At 51.6% G+C, this 17732-nt stretch carries 14 protein-coding genes and 1 rRNA gene; 14 read left to right on the top strand and 1 reads right to left on the bottom strand.

All coding sequences use genetic code 11. From position 1 onward, the window contains the following. The first annotated feature begins 57 nt into the window (after window positions 1-57). From AC0YN4_RS31595 to AC0YN4_RS31555, 9 genes are all read left to right on the top strand, one after another. Entirely contained in the window at window positions 58-1050 is a 993-nt protein-coding gene (locus tag AC0YN4_RS31595; protein WP_475837620.1) for a L,D-transpeptidase family protein, read from the top strand. Between the two features lie 83 nt (window positions 1051-1133). Continuing rightward, the gene (locus tag AC0YN4_RS31590; protein WP_475784774.1) at window positions 1134-1565 is read left to right on the top strand and encodes an SRPBCC family protein; all 432 of its coding nucleotides are present in this window, start codon (window positions 1134-1136) and stop codon (window positions 1563-1565) included. A gap of 228 nt (window positions 1566-1793) precedes the next feature. Further along, window positions 1794-2078 (top strand): hypothetical protein, encoded by a 285-nt coding sequence (locus AC0YN4_RS31585; RefSeq protein WP_475784773.1) that lies wholly within the window; start codon window positions 1794-1796, stop codon window positions 2076-2078. Between the two features lie 184 nt (window positions 2079-2262). After that, the gene (locus tag AC0YN4_RS31580; protein WP_475837619.1) at window positions 2263-6441 is read left to right on the top strand and encodes a choice-of-anchor I family protein; all 4179 of its coding nucleotides are present in this window, start codon (window positions 2263-2265) and stop codon (window positions 6439-6441) included. A 146-nt stretch (window positions 6442-6587) separates the two neighbouring features. After that, complete coding sequence (locus AC0YN4_RS31575; protein ID WP_475837618.1) at window positions 6588-7955, top strand: acyclic terpene utilization AtuA family protein; 1368 nt, start codon at window positions 6588-6590, stop codon at window positions 7953-7955. 5 nt (window positions 7956-7960) lie between these two features. Then, the gene (locus AC0YN4_RS31570; protein WP_475837617.1) at window positions 7961-8389 is read left to right on the top strand and encodes an AtuA-related protein; all 429 of its coding nucleotides are present in this window, start codon (window positions 7961-7963) and stop codon (window positions 8387-8389) included. 21 nt (window positions 8390-8410) lie between these two features. Continuing rightward, window positions 8411-9550 carry an acyl-CoA dehydrogenase family protein gene (locus tag AC0YN4_RS31565; protein ID WP_475837616.1) on the top strand — a complete coding sequence of 380 codons (1140 nt, stop codon included), beginning with the start codon at window positions 8411-8413 and terminating at the stop codon, window positions 9548-9550. 49 nt (window positions 9551-9599) lie between these two features. Continuing rightward, on the top strand, window positions 9600-11144 hold the full coding sequence (locus tag AC0YN4_RS31560) for an acyl-CoA carboxylase subunit beta (RefSeq protein ID WP_475837615.1): 1545 nt from the start codon (window positions 9600-9602) through the stop codon (window positions 11142-11144). Window positions 11145-11180: 36 nt separating this feature from the next. Further along, window positions 11181-11993 carry an enoyl-CoA hydratase-related protein gene (locus tag AC0YN4_RS31555; protein WP_475837614.1) on the top strand — a complete coding sequence of 271 codons (813 nt, stop codon included), beginning with the start codon at window positions 11181-11183 and terminating at the stop codon, window positions 11991-11993. 65 nt (window positions 11994-12058) lie between these two features. Here the strand turns inward: AC0YN4_RS31555 and uraA are convergent, their stop codons facing one another. Further along, a complete protein-coding gene (gene uraA, locus AC0YN4_RS31550) occupies window positions 12059-13330 on the bottom strand; it encodes a uracil permease (RefSeq protein WP_475837613.1) in 1272 nt (423 codons plus the stop codon). 280 nt (window positions 13331-13610) lie between these two features. Here uraA and AC0YN4_RS31545 point away from each other — a divergent pair, with 280 nt between their 5' ends. The 5 genes from AC0YN4_RS31545 to AC0YN4_RS31525 all read left to right on the top strand — a co-directional run. Beyond that, window positions 13611-14360, top strand: coding sequence for an NUDIX domain-containing protein (locus AC0YN4_RS31545; protein ID WP_475837634.1), 750 nt, complete (start codon window positions 13611-13613; stop codon window positions 14358-14360). A gap of 77 nt (window positions 14361-14437) precedes the next feature. After that, entirely contained in the window at window positions 14438-14995 is a 558-nt protein-coding gene (locus AC0YN4_RS31540; protein WP_475837633.1) for a cysteine hydrolase family protein, read from the top strand. 27 nt (window positions 14996-15022) lie between these two features. Continuing rightward, a complete protein-coding gene (nadE, locus tag AC0YN4_RS31535) occupies window positions 15023-15847 on the top strand; it encodes an ammonia-dependent NAD(+) synthetase (RefSeq protein WP_475784791.1) in 825 nt (274 codons plus the stop codon). Window positions 15848-15853: 6 nt separating this feature from the next. After that, entirely contained in the window at window positions 15854-17299 is a 1446-nt protein-coding gene (locus AC0YN4_RS31530) for a nicotinate phosphoribosyltransferase (protein ID WP_475837612.1), read from the top strand. Window positions 17300-17664: 365 nt separating this feature from the next. Beyond that, window positions 17665-17732, top strand: a 16S ribosomal RNA gene (locus AC0YN4_RS31525); the annotation flags it as partial.

Genomic DNA, 17732 nt, shown 5'->3' with positions numbered 1-17732 from the left:
TCGAAGTGGGTCTTAAGTATAGTGTTGTTGGTGGTCTTATGTACAAGCTTTCCTGTAATGACGAACGCGCAGGGATACACAGAAACAGAATCCTTTAGTAGTGTTTCGTACAGCATCAAGCCCGGCGATACGTTATACGGCATTGCGAAGAAGTTTTATCTGACCGGCGATTATGAGCAGGTTGCAAGAACGAATGGGCTGGATCCGAAGGTGAGCTTGAAAGCAGGGACGGCACTGAGATTGTCGAACCCGCTTGTTCTGGATCAATATACAGTCAAACAAGGCGATACCTTGTACGCGATTACGAATCACTATTTCAACCGCATCTACTACATGAACGCATTAATGGCGTACAATCACATGACGGAAGCGGATTTGAAAGCAGATATGGATTTACGCGTGCCGCTGCCTGCAGGCGAACTGAAATATACGGTGCATAAGGGCGATACCTTGTACAGCCTTTCGACCAAATATTATAAAGCGCAGGACTATCAGCAAATGATTGCGAAGGTGAACGGCATCGGAGCAGCATCAGCCTCGATCAAAGCGGGGCAGATTGTGCAAATTCCGAATCCGTTCTATTCGATCGAGGACTGCGCGGGCATCGCAGGCCCGGGGGAGACTGCTGCGGTGACTCCCCCCACCTCAACTTCCACCTCCACTAAGTTAGTCTCCATTGAGATCGACATTACACGAAACAAGTTATATGTCATCGCGGGCGGAGCGGTTGAGAAGAGCTTCGATATTGCAAGCGGGAGGAAGAAAGGGGCAACGCCGACCGGGAGCTTCGAGATTATTACGAAGATCAAGAATCCGTGGTACATGGCCAAAGAAATCCCGGGCGGCGATCCGAAGAACCCGCTGGGCAGCCGGTGGCTTGGACTGAGCGTGCCGAATACGCAAGGAACGAAATACGGCATTCATGGTACGAATGCGCCTTCTTCCATCGGAACGAATGCCAGCGCCGGCTGCATCCGGATGCTGAATAAAGATGTAGAATGGTTGTTCAGCACGGTTCCGACAGGCACGAAAGTGAAGATTCACGCGTAATGTGGCGAGGCGTTGAGGAAGGATGAATGTTCTGGTAAAATGTGCTTGTTAGCAGTTACTATACGAGTAGAGGCGGTCTTGAAATGGGAACAGGTGCTGAGAAAGTAACCGTGCAAACAGTCGTGCAATTACCCGTGGAGAAAGTTTGGAAATTCTGGACCGAGCCGGCGCATATCACCCAATGGAATAACGCCTCTGATGACTGGCACACGCCATTCTCCGAGAATGATTTACGAGTTGGCGGATCCTTCACTTCCAAGATGGCCGCGAAAGATGGCAGCTTCGAATTCGAATTTGGCGGCGTTTATGATGAGGTGCGGATCAACGAGTTCATTGCCTATACATTAGGCGATGGCAGAGAAGTTTCGATCACATTCATCAGCCAAGATAACGAGACGAAAGTCATCGAAACGTTCGAGACGGAAACGATGAACGCTGTCGAAATGCAGCAAGCAGGCTGGCAGGCGATTATGGATAACTTTAAGAAGTACGCAGAATCCGTTAACGAAGAATAGAAATTTTTGACTTGTCAGATAGCGTAGAAGAGGTACCCTTAGACAGGACACTTTGAAAAAAGGTGTTCAAACTAGGGGTACCTTTTGTATACTGGGTAGAGTAGCAGTGTGCCGTGTCTGACTTTCACATATACTGAGTTTGAATAAACAGGAAGAAATCAGTATCGTCATGGTTATACTAATGATAATAATCTTTTTAGGGGTGAGCGTCTGAGAAAGCATAAACCAATGCCATTTGATGAGTTGCTAAAGGAATTACAAGGACAGAAGAACGTTCAGGAAGATCCGGAACATCTGTCGTTTGATCGATTGTTCAACGATTCCTTCATGGGGAAATATTCGAGCTGGAATAGCTTTTCGGAGTTTCTGGAGAAGGGCAATTTCCAAGTGGAGACTCATGAGGACATTCGCAATATTCCCGATGAGCTGTTTGATCGTCATGTAGCCAGAGAGACCCAATTTGCGAATTGGAACGATATGCTGGATAAGGCGACTAAAGAAGCAGCGAAATAAGCTGTGTTTTTCCAATTAAATAAACGCATGAAAGTAGATAACCACGTGCAATTCAGGGCTGTTCCTGAGTTGGCGGGGTTATTTTTTTTACCTGTCATTTACAAAACATCCATTTCGCCTTAATAGATGCTTCACAGTTCTCCCATATAATTTCTAGGACAAACCATATAATAGGAGTGAAGACATGTTGAAGAAGAGAAATAAACAGCTATTGGCACTGCTGCTTTCAACTGAGCTTGCTGCAGGTCTGCTGGCTGGCGTACTGCCTGCTTCAGCGGATGCAGTTGTTACTGAAGGAACGCCGTACGATACAAACGGGTACAATGTCCAAGTTCCACATGTCATTATCAATCAGTATTTTGGCGCAGGTACTTCAAAAGATGGAGCAGTGAGCCATGGCTTTATCGAGCTATATAATCCTACGGATTCCAATGTGGATCTTAGCAATTGGTCTATTCAATATGCCGATCGTGGTGCAGCATCGGGCAGCACAACCGATCCAACAGGCGTTTGGGAGATGCTTGAACTAACAGGTACGATTAATGCGCATTCATCATATTTGATTCGAGCTAATGCAACCACGACTCCTGTAAACAAGGTGATCATTGCAGATGGCGATTTCGATGCAAGTTTCCCTCGTGCGCTCCACAATAAAGGGATGAAGCTCGTCTTGATGAGCAATCAAGATTTGCTGGATAAAGACGTCTCGGTGAATCCGTTCGTCAATAAACCAACAGGTTATGTGGATATGCTGGGTACAGGCAGTAACGACAATGGGAGTACGATTAGCGGGTTTGAGGCGGAATTCCCTACTGGCCCGGCAGTCGGTACCGGAGTCGTAGGCACTACAGGCGGCACTTCGAAGAACATGTCGCTTAGACGTGTTAATTTTGCGGACAGTGACAATAACAAGAACGATTTTGTTCAAATTACGTACGGGTCCATGACCGTTCCAATGGATATAGCCACGTATAGCCCTCGCAGCGGAAACGATGGCGAGTGGGGAGTCGTTCCGACACCGCTTGTCGTTTCCACCAATGAGCTCGCTGAAGGAACAGCAACGAACGCATATACGGCTAAAATCAGCGTGACAGGCGGGAAAGAACCTTATCACTTCAGCGCAACAGGATTGCCTGCCGGTCTTACGATTGATGCTGCTACAGGAGTCATTTCCGGAACGCTGGCTGCCGATGCTCTTGCGAGCAACAATGTGGTAGTTACCATTACAGACAGTACTTCGACACCGCAATCAACAACTAAATCCTATGTGCTTCTTGTCAATCAGCCGATTCTGGATACGCTGACGATGACGAGATTGGGTTCCTTTATCGCCGGTGCACCGAATGGGGATGGCGGCGTTGCGGAGATCGTGAAGTACAACCCGGAGAATCATAAATTCTATTCCGTTAATGGATCCAGCGATCCTGCGACATTGGATATCGTTTCCTTGGATAACACGGGAAAACCGGAAGCGGACGCGACCTCGATCAATATCGAAGAGGTCGTTCAACAGAACTTGCCCGACTTCGAATACGGTGACTTTACGAGTGTCGATATCGACCTGAAGAATAATCTGGTTTACGCCGCTATTCAAGAGAAGACGTATACGAATAACGGAGCAATCCTCGTATTTGACTACGACGGCAAGTATGTCACTTCCTACGAAGCAGGCGTACAGCCGGATATGATTAAGGTCACGCATGACGGCAATTACGTATTGACTGCGGATGAGGCCGAGCCGCGTCTGGCCGGAGCTGATCCGGAAGGCAGTGTTACCATCGTGGATCGCGTAAATAACGTTACCAAGCATGTGAAATTCGATAATGTCAGCGTGATCGATGATCTCGTTCATCTTCGCGGCACTGCAAACGAGGCAGGCCTCATTACAGGTCCGGCTGCATCGAAAGAAGCGGCAAAGTATGATTTGGAGCCGGAATATATCGCATTGTCTGCTGATGAGAAAACAGCGTATGTGTCCTTGCAAGAGAACAACGCGATTGCCACTATAGATATTGCAAGCGCAACGGTAACTGCGGTAACCGGTCTTGGTTACAAGGATTTGAACAAAGCCGAGAACGCTCTGGATTTGGTGAATGACGGCAAGATCAAGTTCGAGAACGTGCCGTTTAAAGGCATGTTCATGCCGGATGGAATCGATACGTACACCGTAGGTGGAGAAACGTATTTGTTCACAGCGAATGAAGGGGATGCGACGGAGTGGCCGGGCAGAACCAATATCGCTAAGATTAGCGGCTTGAAAGCCGGCTTGACATCGATATCCGATGCAGCTGTTTTCTTAGCTGAGAAAACGGTAAGCGGCAAAACAGCCTATGACAGCGTAGAGGTACCAAGCGATATGGGACCTGACGGTATCTACTTGTATGGCGGTCGCTCCTTCTCCATTTGGAATGCCAGCAATTTAGCACCTGTCTATGACAGCAAAAATGATTTTGAGAAAATAACAGCACAACGGTTTCCGAAATACTTCAACTCCGATCATAAGGAGATCGCTTTCGATAAACGCAGCCCTAAGAAAGGTCCTGAGCCGGAGTATGTGAAAGTGGGTAAAGTGGGCAGTAAAGCATTGGCATTCATTGGTCTTGAGCGTGTAGGCGGCATCATGGCCTATGATGTGACAGACCCTGAGCATCCTGCTTTCGTCAATTATACAAACACACGTAACTTTGAATCTAATTCGCTGCAAGGCGATATCGGCCCGGAGGGTCTCGAGTTTATACCTGCAACATCAAGTCCAAGCGGAATGCCGCTTCTTCTGGTCGCTAATGAAGTAGGCGGTATGATTACGGTGTATCAGCTGAATGTGGACAAAGTGACATTGAATGTCAAAGAAATCGCGCTTAAGGCTGGCGGTTCGACTTCGCAGCTGGCAGCTACAGTAGTTCCACACGTTGAAGCTGGTTCTACGACGGTGACTTGGTCATCATCGGATGAAACGGTGGCTAAGGTGGATGCAACAGGTAAAGTTTCGCCAATTAAAGCGGGAACCGCTGTAATTACGGCACTAAGTGCAGATGGTTACGGTGTAGCCGAAGCAGCAGTTACTGTTGCGAGTGCAGATGCTCCGCCAAGCAGTCCAATTACCGGCCCAACTACGCCGCCTGCCACTGGACCCATTGTGGACGGAACGAAAGTAACGACGGAAGTGAAAGCAGTCACGGATGCTTCGGGCAAAGCGAAGGCGGTAGTTACGGATAAGCAGGTTGAGGAAGTGTTGTCCAAGCTGACAGCTTCAAATCCGGCAAGTGTGAAAGACATCGTTGCGATCAAAGCTTCAGCAGATGCAAGTGCGAAGGAGACGGCGGTAACCTTCTCGGCAGCGGCAATGGATAAGATCTCCGGCAGCGGCGCAGATGCACTGGTTATTGAATCGGGAATTGGACAGGTGCAGCTGGATAAGAAGGCCATGTCCACAGTAGCGAATGCTGCAAGCGCAGGAGAAGTAACCGTATCCGTAGCGAAGGTGTCGGCTGCTGACCTGGCAGCTCTTACGAAGAACAATCAAGCGGCAGTAGCTGAAGCTATTGGCTCGCATCCTGTGTATGATTTTAATGTAGTGGCAGATGGGAAGAAGGTATCTGATTTTGCGGGCGGCATCGTGAATATCAGTATTCCCTATGTACTGGGCGCAGGCGAAGATGCCAATGCCGTCATCGCTTACTATATCGCCGATAATGGGAATATCGAGCTGCTGCCTAATGCGAAGTATGACAAGGCAACGGGTCAATTAATCTTCTCCGTCACCCATTTCTCGACGTATGCGATCGCCAGCAACAATGTGAAGTATAATGATACGGCATCCAGCTTTGCGAAAGACCAAATCACTTACTTGTCTGCAAGAGAGATCATGGAAGGCGTAGGCGGCGGAAGCTTTGCTCCTAAGAAGCAGGTGACAAGAGCAGACTTTACGCTGATTCTGGCCCGAGTGGCGGGGGTCGACCTGACGACTTATGAAGGAAGTAAGTTTAGCGATGTAAGCGCAGATGCTTATTATGCACAATCCGTGCAATGGGCAGCGGCAACCGGAATTACAAGCGGTGCAGCAGAAGGCGTATTTAATCCGAATGCTCCGATTACAAGAGAACAATTGGTGGCTATGATTGCTCGACTTGCGGCAACCTTGCATTACACGCTTCCGAAAACAGTGCCAAGCGTGACATTCACCGATGAGCCGAGTATTTCTGCTTATGCGAAAGAAGCCGTTTCAGCTGTTCAGCAAGCAGGTATTATTAACGGCAGAGCATCTGCAGGTGCAGGAAGCAGCTTCGATCCGCAGCAATTTGCTACGCGTGAAGAGACAGCGAAGATGATCAGCATGCTGTTCCAAGGAATCTTGAATCGTTAATTGGTTTGGCATGACGAATACCCCGAGTTGGCTTGATGCCAGTGCTCGGGGTATTTGTTTCTATGTCTAGCCTACTTTTACCCGCCATACAATGATACTATTACGCACACCTCGCGATCGATTGCGATCATCGAAAGGAGGTTCGAATGAAAACGATCCGGATTGGAGCGGGACAGGGATTCTATGGCGATTCCGTTCTGCCTGCCATCGAGACGGCCAAGCGGGGAAATGTGCAGTATATCTGCTTTGACAGTCTCGCTGAGCTTACGCTTGCCATCCTTCAGAAAGACCGGCAGCGTGATCCCGCCGGGGGCTACGCTGCTGATATTGGTCGCATGATGAGAGAGCTGCTTCCGATAGCTAAGGCGCAAGGCATCCGCATCATCACGAATGCAGGTGGCATGAATCCGATCGGGGCGATGCAGGAAACGGAACGAATTGCGCAGGAACTGGGCCTCACGGGGTTGAAGATAGCGGTCGTAACCGGGGATGATGTGCGCTCGAAGCTGCCCGAGTTCATGAGTCAAGGCTCGGCGCTCACCCATATGGAGGATGGCCGAGATATTCGTTTGATTCAAGAACGCATCGTCTTCGCAAATGCCTACTTAGGCGCAGAACCGGTTGTGGAGGCGCTTCAGCAGGGGGCGGACGTCATCCTTACAGGCCGAACGACCGATTCGGCGTTATTTCTGGCGCCGTTAATTTATGAATTCAATATTGAGTGTGATGATTGGGATCGATTGGCACAGGGCGTGCTGATGGGGCATCTGTTGGAATGCTCCGGGCAAGCGTCAGGCGGCAATTTCAGCGGTGATTGGCAGGCGGTAGAAGCGCTTGAGCATATTGGCTTTCCGATTGCGGAAGTTCGCGAGGACTTAACGTTTATGCTGACCAAGACAGAGGGAACCGGCGGACTCGTCTCCGTGGACACCGTGAAGGAACAGCTGCTGTATGAAATCCACGACCCGGCGGCGTATGTCACACCGGATGTCGTGCTGGATGTAATGGGGGTTACGCTGTCTGACGCCGGCCCGAATCGGGTTGAAGTTTCAGGTGCGCGCGGCTCCAAAAGGCCCGATACGCTCAAAGTCGTAATGGGCTACGCCGACGGCTGGCTCGGGCAGGCGATCTGGGGGTATTCGTGGCCGGACGCACTTGCCAAAGCACAGTCGGCTGATCGGATTGTTCGCAGCCACATCGATCGAATCGGTCTGAAGTACGAAGAAATTCGTACGGACTACTTGGGTTACAACTCTTTACACGGACCGCTTGCTAAGCAGCCGCAGCAGGAAGAGCTGAACGAAGTTTATGTACGAGTAGCGATGCGTACGAAGAGCCAGGGCGAAGCGGCCAAACTGGGCCGGCTCGTTCCTCCGCTCATGCTGAGCGGACCTCCTGCGATGGGGGCTTTCCTTGGCGTGATGAAGCCGCGCGAGCTGCTCGGCATGTGGTCTTGTCTCGTTCAACGTGAGCTGATCGAGCAAGGCGTGCAAGTGACGGTTGTGGAGGTGTAACCCATATGGCACGTATACGCAAGCAGCTTCGCCATTTGGTGCAAGCGCGATCAGGCGACAAGGGGAATACGATCAATATTGCCGTATTTGCACCGGGTGAGGCTGCGTTCGAAATATTGAAGCGGGAGCTGACTTCCGATCGGGTTAAGGCGCATTTTGCCGGCATGATTGAAGGGGATGTGATCCGTTATGTAGTGCCGAATCTGCTGGCAATGAATTATGTATGTCGGACTGCGCTTGGCGGAGGCGGCTCCGCCACACTTCGGATGGATAACCTCGGCAAGTGTTATGCGGCTAATCTGATGCGCTTGGAAATTGAAATGGACGACGACGAGGAAGCAGAAGCAAGAGCAGAAGCAGAAGCAGAAGAGGATCAGCAGCCGCACGACGTCGACGAAACGGATACTTTGCCGCCGCCCACCACCACGACTTGAACAGAAGAGGGGTTGCTTGCGATGAACTTCGACTTAACGGAAGAGCAGGCGATGATTCGAGATTTGATTCATGATTTTGCAGATGCGGAGGTGGCGCCGGGGGCTGTTGATCGAGATCGCACCGGCAATTTTCCGGTAGAGGTCTTCGAGAAGCTTGCCAAGCTCGGCTTGATGGGCCTTCCTTTTCCGGAACAGTACGGCGGTGGCGGGGCAGATACAACCAGCTTCGCAATCGTGGTGGAAGAGCTCAGCCGAGTATGCGCTTCGACCGGCATCACCTACTCAGCGCATGTGTCACTCGGGGGAGCACCACTTGCACTGTTCGGGACAGAGGAGCAGAAGGCTGCTTTCTTAACACCGCTATGCAGAGGCGAGTATCTTGGCGCGTTTGGGTTAACTGAACCGGATGCCGGATCGGATGCGGGCGGAACCCGCACGACTGCGGTTAGAACTGGGGATAAGTGGGTCATTAGCGGCTCCAAATGCTTCATCACCAATGCCAGTTATGCGCGCAATCTCGCCCTTACAGCCGTTACCGATCGGTCGAAGGGCACGAGCGGCATCAGCGCGTTTATTGTACCGACGGCTGCACCCGGATTCACTACCCACTGCAGCTACGAGAAAATGGGGCTTCACGCCTCGAACACAACCGAGCTCGTCCTGGAGGAGGTAGCGGTCCCGCTGGAGAATTTGCTCGGCAAGGAAGGGAACGGCTTTAAGCAGTTTCTCGCCGTTCTTGACGGCGGTCGAATAGGTATTGGTGCCATGGGAGTAGGCATTGCCCAAGGCGCTTACGACAAATCGCTGCGATATGCGAAGCAGCGCAAGCAATTTGGCCGGACGCTCAGCGCGTTTCAGGCGATCCAGTTCAAGCTGGCTGACATGGCGATGAACATTGAGCTTGCCCGTACGATGGTCTATAAGGCTGCATGGCTGAAGGATCAGGGGAGGCCGTTCAAGAAAGAAGCAGCGATAGCGAAGCTGTTCGCAACGGAGATGTGCATGAAGGTATGTGATCAAGCCGTGCAAATTCATGGCGGCTATGGCTATATGAAGGAGTACGAGGTGGAGCGCTTCATGCGCGATGCCAAGCTGCTCGAGATCGGCGAAGGAACCTCAGAAATTCAGCGTCTCGTCATTGCAGCCCAGATCGGCTGTTAACGCCGTTTCACCTTGGCAGGGTCAGCAGCAGAGGGGAGTTTCGAGAACAATGGAATCTGAACGCGAATCGGCGAATGACAGGCTGCAGGAACAGATGGAAGAGATCAAGAAGGGCGGCGCCTCCAAATATCACGTGAAGAATGCGGAGCAAGGCAAACTCTTCGTGCGCGACCGCTTGAAGCTGCTGTTTGATCCGGACTTCGAGCTCGAGGATGCTTTGTTCGCCAGCTGCAACGAGGCAGGGCTGCCGGCTGATGGCGTGGTCACGGCGATTGGCAAGATTCACGGTGGTACGGTATGCGTCATTGCCAACGATTCCACGGTGAAGGCCGGATCATGGGGAGCACGCACCGTTGAGAAAATCATTCGGATGCAGGAAACGGCAGATAAGCTGCGAGTGCCGCTGCTCTATCTTGTCGATTCAGCAGGAGCTCGAATAACCGATCAAGCGCTCATGTACCCGGGGCGGCGTGGCGCGGGCCGAATCTTCTACAATGAGGTGAAGCTGTCCGGCAAAATCCCGCAGGTGTGTCTCTTGTTCGGGCCTTCTGCGGCAGGCGGCGCTTATATCCCGGCCTTCTGTGATATCGTCATCATGGTCGAAGGCAATGCTTCGATGTACCTTGGATCACCTCGCATCGTGGAGATGGTTACGGGGGAGAAGGCTACTTTGGAGCAGCTCGGCGGAGCCCGCATGCACTGCTCTGTCTCGGGCTGTGGAGATGTACTCGCCAAGAGCGAGGAGGAAGCGATCGCGCTGACGAGACAATACTTAGCTTACTTCCCGCCTAATTTCACGGAGAAACCTCCAACCAAAGAACCCCGTCCCCCAGCAGATCTGAGAATACCCCTCGACTCGATTATTCCGGATAACCAGTACACCCCATTCGATATGTATCCGTTCATCGACGGTTTAATCGACGAGCATTCGTTCTTCGAAATCAAACGTCTCTTCGCTAGGGAGCTCATCACGGGCTTAGCTAGGATCGCCGGCAAACCGGTCGGCATAATCGCGAATCAGCCGAAAACCAAAGGCGGCATCCTGTTTCACGACTCCGCTGACAAAGCTGCCAAATTCATCAGCTTATGTGATGCGTTCCATATCCCGCTGCTATTTCTAGCCGATGTGCCCGGCTTCATGGTCGGCACGGCGGTGGAGCAAGCGGGCATCATTCGGCATGGAGCCAAAATGATCGCCGCCGTATCGGAAGCGACGGTGCCGAAGATATCTGTCATCGTCCGCAAAGCTTACGGAGCCGGCCTGTATGCCATGGCCGGTCCGGCCTTCGAGCCCGATTGCTGCCTGGCGCTGCCCTCGGCCCAAATCGCCGTCATGGGACCGGAAGCAGCGGTCAACGCCGTGTACGCGAACAAGATCGCGGAGCTGCAAGAGCCGCAGCGCTCCGAGTTCATCGCGGCGAAACGCGAGGAATATCGCCAAGATATCGACCTCTACCAGCTGGCTTCCGACATGGTCATCGATGGTATCGTTCCCGCTCATTCGCTGCGCAGAGAGCTGATCAAGCGCTTCGAGGTGTACACGAGCAAAACCGTTACCTTCACAGAGCGTAAGCACCCGGTTTATCCGGTTTAGAAGCAGAGTGATGGAAGGAGGAGGGGGTCCGGCGCCATGACTACGGAATCAACGCAATCGCAATCGCAACAGCCTATTCAATGGGAGCAAAGAGGACATATCGGCTATATTCGGCTTAATCGCCCGGAGAGCCTGAATGCAATTAATGAAGCGATGCTTATTGCCCTTGAAGAGCAGCTGCATCACATCGCCTCCGATACCCGGGGGATTCGCATTGTCATCCTCGAAGGTGAAGGCCGTGCCTTCTGCGCCGGCGCGGATCTCAAAGAGCGGAGCATGCTGACCGACCCGCAGCAAATCCGGCAGCGTCTCATCCGCAGCAAGGCCGTGTTCGCCGCGCTGGAGCGGCTGCCGCAGCCGACGATCGCTAAGATCAACGGCCTCGCCTTCGGCGGCGGGCTGGAGCTGGCGCTTTGCTGCGATTTCCGCTTTGCCATGAACAGTGCGAGGCTGGGGCTGACCGAGGTTAGCCTCGGCATCATTCCCGGCGCCGGGGGCACGCAGCGATTGCCGCGACTGATCGGCCCGGCACGCGCGAAGGAGCTGATCCTCACGGCGCGGCGGATTACAGCCGAACAAGCGCATACGCTCGGTCTGCTCACCGACATCGCGGAGAACGAAGAACAACTGCAATCGCTATGCGCGTCGATTGCAGAAGAGCTCCTTGCCAATGCCCCTCTCGCCGTGTACCAAGCGAAGCGGGCCATTGACCAAGGGCTGGATCTGGACCTCCCGTCAGGCCTCGCCCTCGAAACCTCCGCCTACGAAGCCATCATCCCGACCAAAGACCGACTGGAAGCACTCGAAGCCTTCCGCGCGAAGCGGCCTCCGCATTTTACAGGCGAATGACTTCATCATGTGTGTCCATTCCTTCAAGAAGAAAAGGACGTCCGCTCGGACGCCCTCTTCTTTGTTTATTCTTCAGCAAGCTTGTACACTTCGATAATCTTCAAGAACAAACTGAGCACAATGGCGGAAACCGTAGCAAGCGCCATGCCCTTCAGCTCGAAATTCCCCCATTTCAGCGTAGCGCCGCTTAATCCGATGACAAGCACAATGGTGGTCAGCATTAAGTTGGCCGGCTTCGAGTAATCGACCTTGGTTTCAACCAACATACGAATCCCCGAAGCTGCGATAACGCCGAAGAGCAGCAGGGATACGCCGCCCATGACTGCCTCCGGAACGGTTTGAATTAAGGAGGACAGCTTACCGATAAAAGAAAGCACAATCGCAATAATAGCTGCACCGCCGACAACCCACACGGAGTAAACGCGGCTGATGGCCATTACGCCGATATTTTCGCCGTAAGTCGTATTGGGTGTTGAGCCGACGAAGCCCGATAGAATAGTAGAAACGCCATTGCCAAGCAGCGACCGAGAAAGGCCCGGATCTTTCGTCAGATCCTTCTCGACAATGTTGCCCGTTACGATCAAATGGCCGATATGCTCGGCGATGACTACTAGAGCTGCCGGTGCGATGATTGCGATGCTGGACCAGTCAAACGTCGGTGAGTAGAAGGTAGGCGCTTTGAACCAAGCAGCTGCGTCTACCGTTGCTTGTACTTCAACCAGTCCAAGGATCGAAGCAAGGGCATAACCGACAATAACAGAAATCAGAATCGGAATGACCTTCATGAATCCGCGGAAAAGCACGGAGCCGACTACGCCAATACATAGTGTAACGAGGGATACCGTTAAGGTAGCCGCATCGGGAGACCATTCTGCCGGTGAGCCCGGCTTGGCAATTAGGCCAGCCATCTGCGCAGCAGTCGGCACGAGCTCAAGGCCGATAACGGCAACAATCGCGCCCATGGCCGCCGGCGGGAACACGACATCGATCCAGCGCGTGCCTGCCAGTTTAATGATGAAGGATACTAGCATGAAGATGAAGCCAACTACAATGAAGCCCCCTAGCGCCGCGGAGTATCCTCCTTCGGATTTCAACACCACGAAAACCGGCGAGAGGAAAGCGAAGCTGGACCCCAGATAAGCCGGGATTTTGAATTTCGTAAGGATGAGATAGAGCAAGGTGCCAATACCGTTCATTAGCAGAATCGTTGCAGGATCTACTTTGAATAGAATCGGGACGAGTACGGTGGAGCCAAACATGGCGAATAAATGCTGCAAACTAAGCGGAATACTGGCCGCGAGCGACGGCCGTTCATGGACTTGTATGATCTTCGACAACGGTGATGGCCTCCTGGAGTAGCGGATATAGTGATTTTGCCAAACGTAATAGTATCATAATTGGCCCAATTGATAAATTGCATAACAGAATGGAGCAACTATTCAGAGCTTGGTCGGCTTAGTATGCATGTGGAACGAATAGTCTGGCTGCCGCATGGATAACATTTACTTCAAACCGCTTGACAAACTATTTAATAATGTCATAATGACAATATAAAGATAAACAAAGCAGGTGAGCACCTTGACCCAACCTATTGACGAGGCTAACGAGTCTGAAGTGATGACGTATTCCCCGCGCAAATATCGAACACCGGATGGTGCGCCTGCGGACATCGTGATTTTCACGATTACTTCGACTCAGCGGAATACGGTGAAGAAGTCTCTCCCGATCCGCCAATTGGAAGTACTGCTCATTCAGCGCCGAAGCTGGCCCTTCGCGGGGCAGTGGGCACTGCCGGGAGGATTCTCGAAAGATACCGAGACCATTCTCGAGAGCGCGAAGCGGGAGCTGCAAGAAGAAACCGGCGTCGACAATGTTCATATCGAATATTTCAATGCTTACAGCGAGCCGGGGCGGGACCCGCGTGGATGGATGATCTCGCATGCCTTCTGCGCGCTCGTGCATGAAGGGGAGCTTGAGCATCGCAGAGCTGCCGATGATGCGGCGGATGTTCGACTGTTCTCCGTGCAGGAGGCACTTGAGATGGAGCTGGCATTTGATCATAAACAGATTTTGCAGGATGCACTTGTGCATATTCGCCGCAGCATGATGACCTCGGCAATTGCCAGAGAGTTTCTACCTGAGGAATTCACAATCGGCGAGCTGTATCAAGTTATTGAAGCGGTTGTGCCGGACTTCGTGGAACGCAATTTTATCCGCAAGATCACATCGACGCAAAGCCGCAAAGGCATTATTGAAGAAATACGAGATTCACACGGTGAGCTGAAGATGTCGAATCGCTACTCCCAGCGGGCAGCACAGCTTTATCGGTTCACTGATTATGTGCCTCAGTTGTCTATATACAGCTAGGCATTCTTTTTACAAGATTGATATTGTCATAACGACATGATGTAAAACCATGAATTCAAATAAGGAAGGTGGATATGATGAAAGCATTGGTCGTCATTGATTACACAGTTGATTTTGTGAACGGTCGTCTACCGGTCGGTCAGCCTGCAATTGAGATTGAGAGCCGCATCGCAGCGATAACGAAGCAGTTTGCGGAACAAGGTGACTATGTTGTGATGGCAGTAGATCTACATGATGAGCATGATACGCTCCATCCCGAGCACAAGCTGTTCCCTCCGCACAATATCCAAGGTACCGCAGGAAGGGAGCTCTACGGCAAACTGCGAGAGATTTATGAGCAGGCGAAAGACCGTATTTATTGGATGGACAAAACGAGATACAGCGCCTTCTGCGGAACGGATCTAGAACTGCAGCTTCGGGCAAGAGGGATTACGGAGCTTCATCTGGTTGGCGTCTGTACGGACATCTGTGTGCTGCATACGGCGGTGGATGCTTACAATAGAGGCTATCAGATTGTCGTGCATGCCGATGCCGTGGCAACCTTTAATGAGCACGGGCATGAGTGGGCGTTGCGGCATTTCAAGCATTCGCTCGGTGCAGAAGTAGTAGCTGGCGATCAGCCAATCACCCTATAAAGGAGAGTTTTGAATATGGAGCACAAGCTGCAGCAAGAAATTATCGCACACCTGAAGGTGAAACCGACGATTGATGCAGAGGAAGAAATTCGGCGCAGAGTTGGGTTTATGAAAACCTATCTTCAGCATACAGGCGCCAAAGGTTATGCGCTTGGCATCTCGGGCGGTCAAGATTCCACATTAGCAGGCAAGCTCGCGCAGCTGGCCGTTGACGAATATAATGCAGATCCAGCGAGCAAGAACCAGGCCACGTTCCTTGCGATCCGATTGCCATACGGTAAGCAGCAGGATGAGGACGATTGCCAGGATGCGCTCCGGTTTATCGCACCGACTCGGACGAGTGTGATCAATATTAAACCGGCGGTCGATGCGGCGGTCGAGCAGTTTGAGGCGGCGACCGGCGACAAGCTGGGTGATTTTCATAAAGGGAATGTGAAAGCGCGGGAGCGTATGAAGGCGCAATATGATTTGGCGGCGCATTATGGGCTGCTCGTGCTCGGTACGGATCATGCTGCTGAAGCAATAACTGGTTTTTATACGAAGCATGGCGACGGAGCCTGCGATATGGCGCCAATCTATGGCCTGAATAAGCGTCAAGGAAGAGCATTATTAGAAGCATTGCATTGTCCCGTCCACTTATATACGAAGAAGCCGACTGCAGATTTAGAGGATTTGAAGCCGGGCATTCCGGACGAGGTTGCATTAGGCATGACTTACGAGCAGCTCGACGACTACTTAGAGGGCAAGACATTACCTGCTGAGATAAGCGGCAAAATCGAAGCGCGTTACAAACTAACCGAGCATAAACGCCGCGGTCCAGTGACGGTTTATGATGACTGGTGGAAGGAATGAGGCTCCATGTCGAACTACGAGAATCTGACGCTCCATACGGATAAATATCAGATCAATATGATGTACGCGCATTGGATGAACGGTACATTGAATGATAAGGCGGTATTTGAGCTCTTTTTCCGCAAGCTGCCCTTCGGGAATGGATATGCGGTAGCTGCCGGGCTTGAGCGGGTTATAGCTTATATTAGAGATCTGCAATTTGGCGACGAAGAGATCGCTTATTTGGGAGAGCAGGAAGAGAACTACGAGGAGACGTTTCTGCAGGAGCTGCGTGGGTTCCGGTTCACCGGTAACCTGGATGCCGTTCCGGAAGGAACGATTATTTTCCCGAATGAGCCTCTGATTCGCGTAGAAGCCAGAGTGTTCGAGGCGCAGCTTATAGAAACGGCCATGCTGAACTTCGTTAACTTTCAGACGTTGATCGCTACCAAAGCTTCGCGGATTAAGCAGGTTGCCGGTGGAGATGGTCTGCTGGAGTTTGGAACAAGGCGCGCACAGGAGGCGGATGCTTCGATCTGGGGGGCGAGGGCTGCGTATCTTGCCGGCTTCCATGCTACCTCCAACTTAAGAGCGGGAATGTTGTTTCGTATTCCCACCAAAGGTACGCATGCACATGCTTGGGTTCAAGGGCATGAAACAGAAGAGGAAGCCTTTCGCAAATATGCGGAAGTGCTTCCGGATCATGTGACGCTTCTGGTGGATACGTACGATACGCTTAAGAGCGGTGTACCGAATGCGATTAGCATCGCACGCATGCTGGAGCAGCAAGGGAAACGGATGAACGCAATTCGGCTCGACAGCGGTGACTTGGCTTATTTATCGCAGCGTGCGAGACATATGCTGGATGAAGCGGGATTCCCCTATGTCCAAATCATCGCATCGAATGACTTGGATGAGAACATTATTTTCAATCTAAAAGCGCAAGGGGCGCGTATCGATGTGTGGGGCGTCGGCACGCAGCTCATTACTGCCGGTGACCAGCCTTCGCTGGGCGGTGTTTATAAGCTTGTTGCGCGTGAGGGCTGCGATGGCGAGTTTGTCCCCGTTATCAAAATCTCAGGCAATCCCGAGAAAGTAAGCACACCGGGGATCAAAGAAGTCTACCGCATTATTAACCGAGAAACCGGAATGGCTGACGGCGACTATATCGCACTTCGTCATGAGGAAGCCGTGAAGCGGGGAGAGGCGATTGAGCTGTTTGACCCTCTTCATCCTTACATCCACAAGGTTATTACAGATTACGATGCTGTGCCTTTATTGCAGCCGGTATTCGAATCGGGGGAGCTTGTGTATGCAATCCCAACTCTAGAGGGCATTCGGAGCTATCATGAGGAGCAGTTGAAGTTGTTCTGGCCGCAATACCTTCGCAAGTTGAATCCGGAGATGTATCGCGTGAATATTAGTGTCGAAGCTTGGCAATTAAAACTTGATCTTATCCAGCGTCATAGATAGTCCTACTGCCGGTCTGGAGGCGCTTGGCGCGTCTCCGGATTACCTATTCAAAATTTATTTGCAGAAAAGACTTGCCATATCATGTCGAACCATGATATATTCTAATTCCGCCGCTGAGAGATACGGGATGCGGTGATCGAAACACAAACAAGTTGAAAAATAAAACTTGCAAACATGTTTCGAAGTATGGTATCATCTGATTCTGGGTCAACAAGCCAGAACATGAAATTTGTTCTTTGAAAACTGAACAATGAGCGACCAGTCAAATGGTCATAAATCGCGAAACTAACGTTTCGCAAAGCTAGTTTTTTGAATGAGCTACCAAGCGAATTCTTAAAAATGGCCAAGCCTTCGGGCTTACCACTTTTATGGAGAGTTTGATCCTGGCTCAGGACGAACGCTGGCGGCGTGCCTAATACATGCAAGTCGAGCG

The organism is Paenibacillus sp. J22R3 (assembly GCF_056269305.1).
This window is presented reverse-complemented; position numbering and strand designations above follow the sequence as displayed.

Bases quoted from the DNA above. Each gene is read 5' to 3' on its own strand.
- AC0YN4_RS31530 (WP_475837612.1), top strand. From the start codon at position 15,854: ATGTCGAACTACGAGAATCTGACGCTCCATACGGATAAATATCAGATC.
- AC0YN4_RS31540 (WP_475837633.1), top strand. From the start codon at position 14,438: ATGAAAGCATTGGTCGTCATTGATTACACAGTTGATTTTGTGAACGGT.
- AC0YN4_RS31595 (WP_475837620.1), top strand. From the start codon at position 58: ATGACGAACGCGCAGGGATACACAGAAACAGAATCCTTTAGTAGTGTT.
- AC0YN4_RS31565 (WP_475837616.1), top strand. From the start codon at position 8,411: ATGAACTTCGACTTAACGGAAGAGCAGGCGATGATTCGAGATTTGATT.
- AC0YN4_RS31570 (WP_475837617.1), top strand. From the start codon at position 7,961: ATGGCACGTATACGCAAGCAGCTTCGCCATTTGGTGCAAGCGCGATCA.
- AC0YN4_RS31580 (WP_475837619.1), top strand. From the start codon at position 2,263: ATGTTGAAGAAGAGAAATAAACAGCTATTGGCACTGCTGCTTTCAACT.
- AC0YN4_RS31590 (WP_475784774.1), top strand. From the start codon at position 1,134: ATGGGAACAGGTGCTGAGAAAGTAACCGTGCAAACAGTCGTGCAATTA.
- AC0YN4_RS31560 (WP_475837615.1), top strand. From the start codon at position 9,600: ATGGAATCTGAACGCGAATCGGCGAATGACAGGCTGCAGGAACAGATG.
- AC0YN4_RS31545 (WP_475837634.1), top strand. From the start codon at position 13,611: ATGACGTATTCCCCGCGCAAATATCGAACACCGGATGGTGCGCCTGCG.
- AC0YN4_RS31575 (WP_475837618.1), top strand. From the start codon at position 6,588: ATGAAAACGATCCGGATTGGAGCGGGACAGGGATTCTATGGCGATTCC.
- AC0YN4_RS31585 (WP_475784773.1), top strand. From the start codon at position 1,794: ATGCCATTTGATGAGTTGCTAAAGGAATTACAAGGACAGAAGAACGTT.
- AC0YN4_RS31555 (WP_475837614.1), top strand. From the start codon at position 11,181: ATGACTACGGAATCAACGCAATCGCAATCGCAACAGCCTATTCAATGG.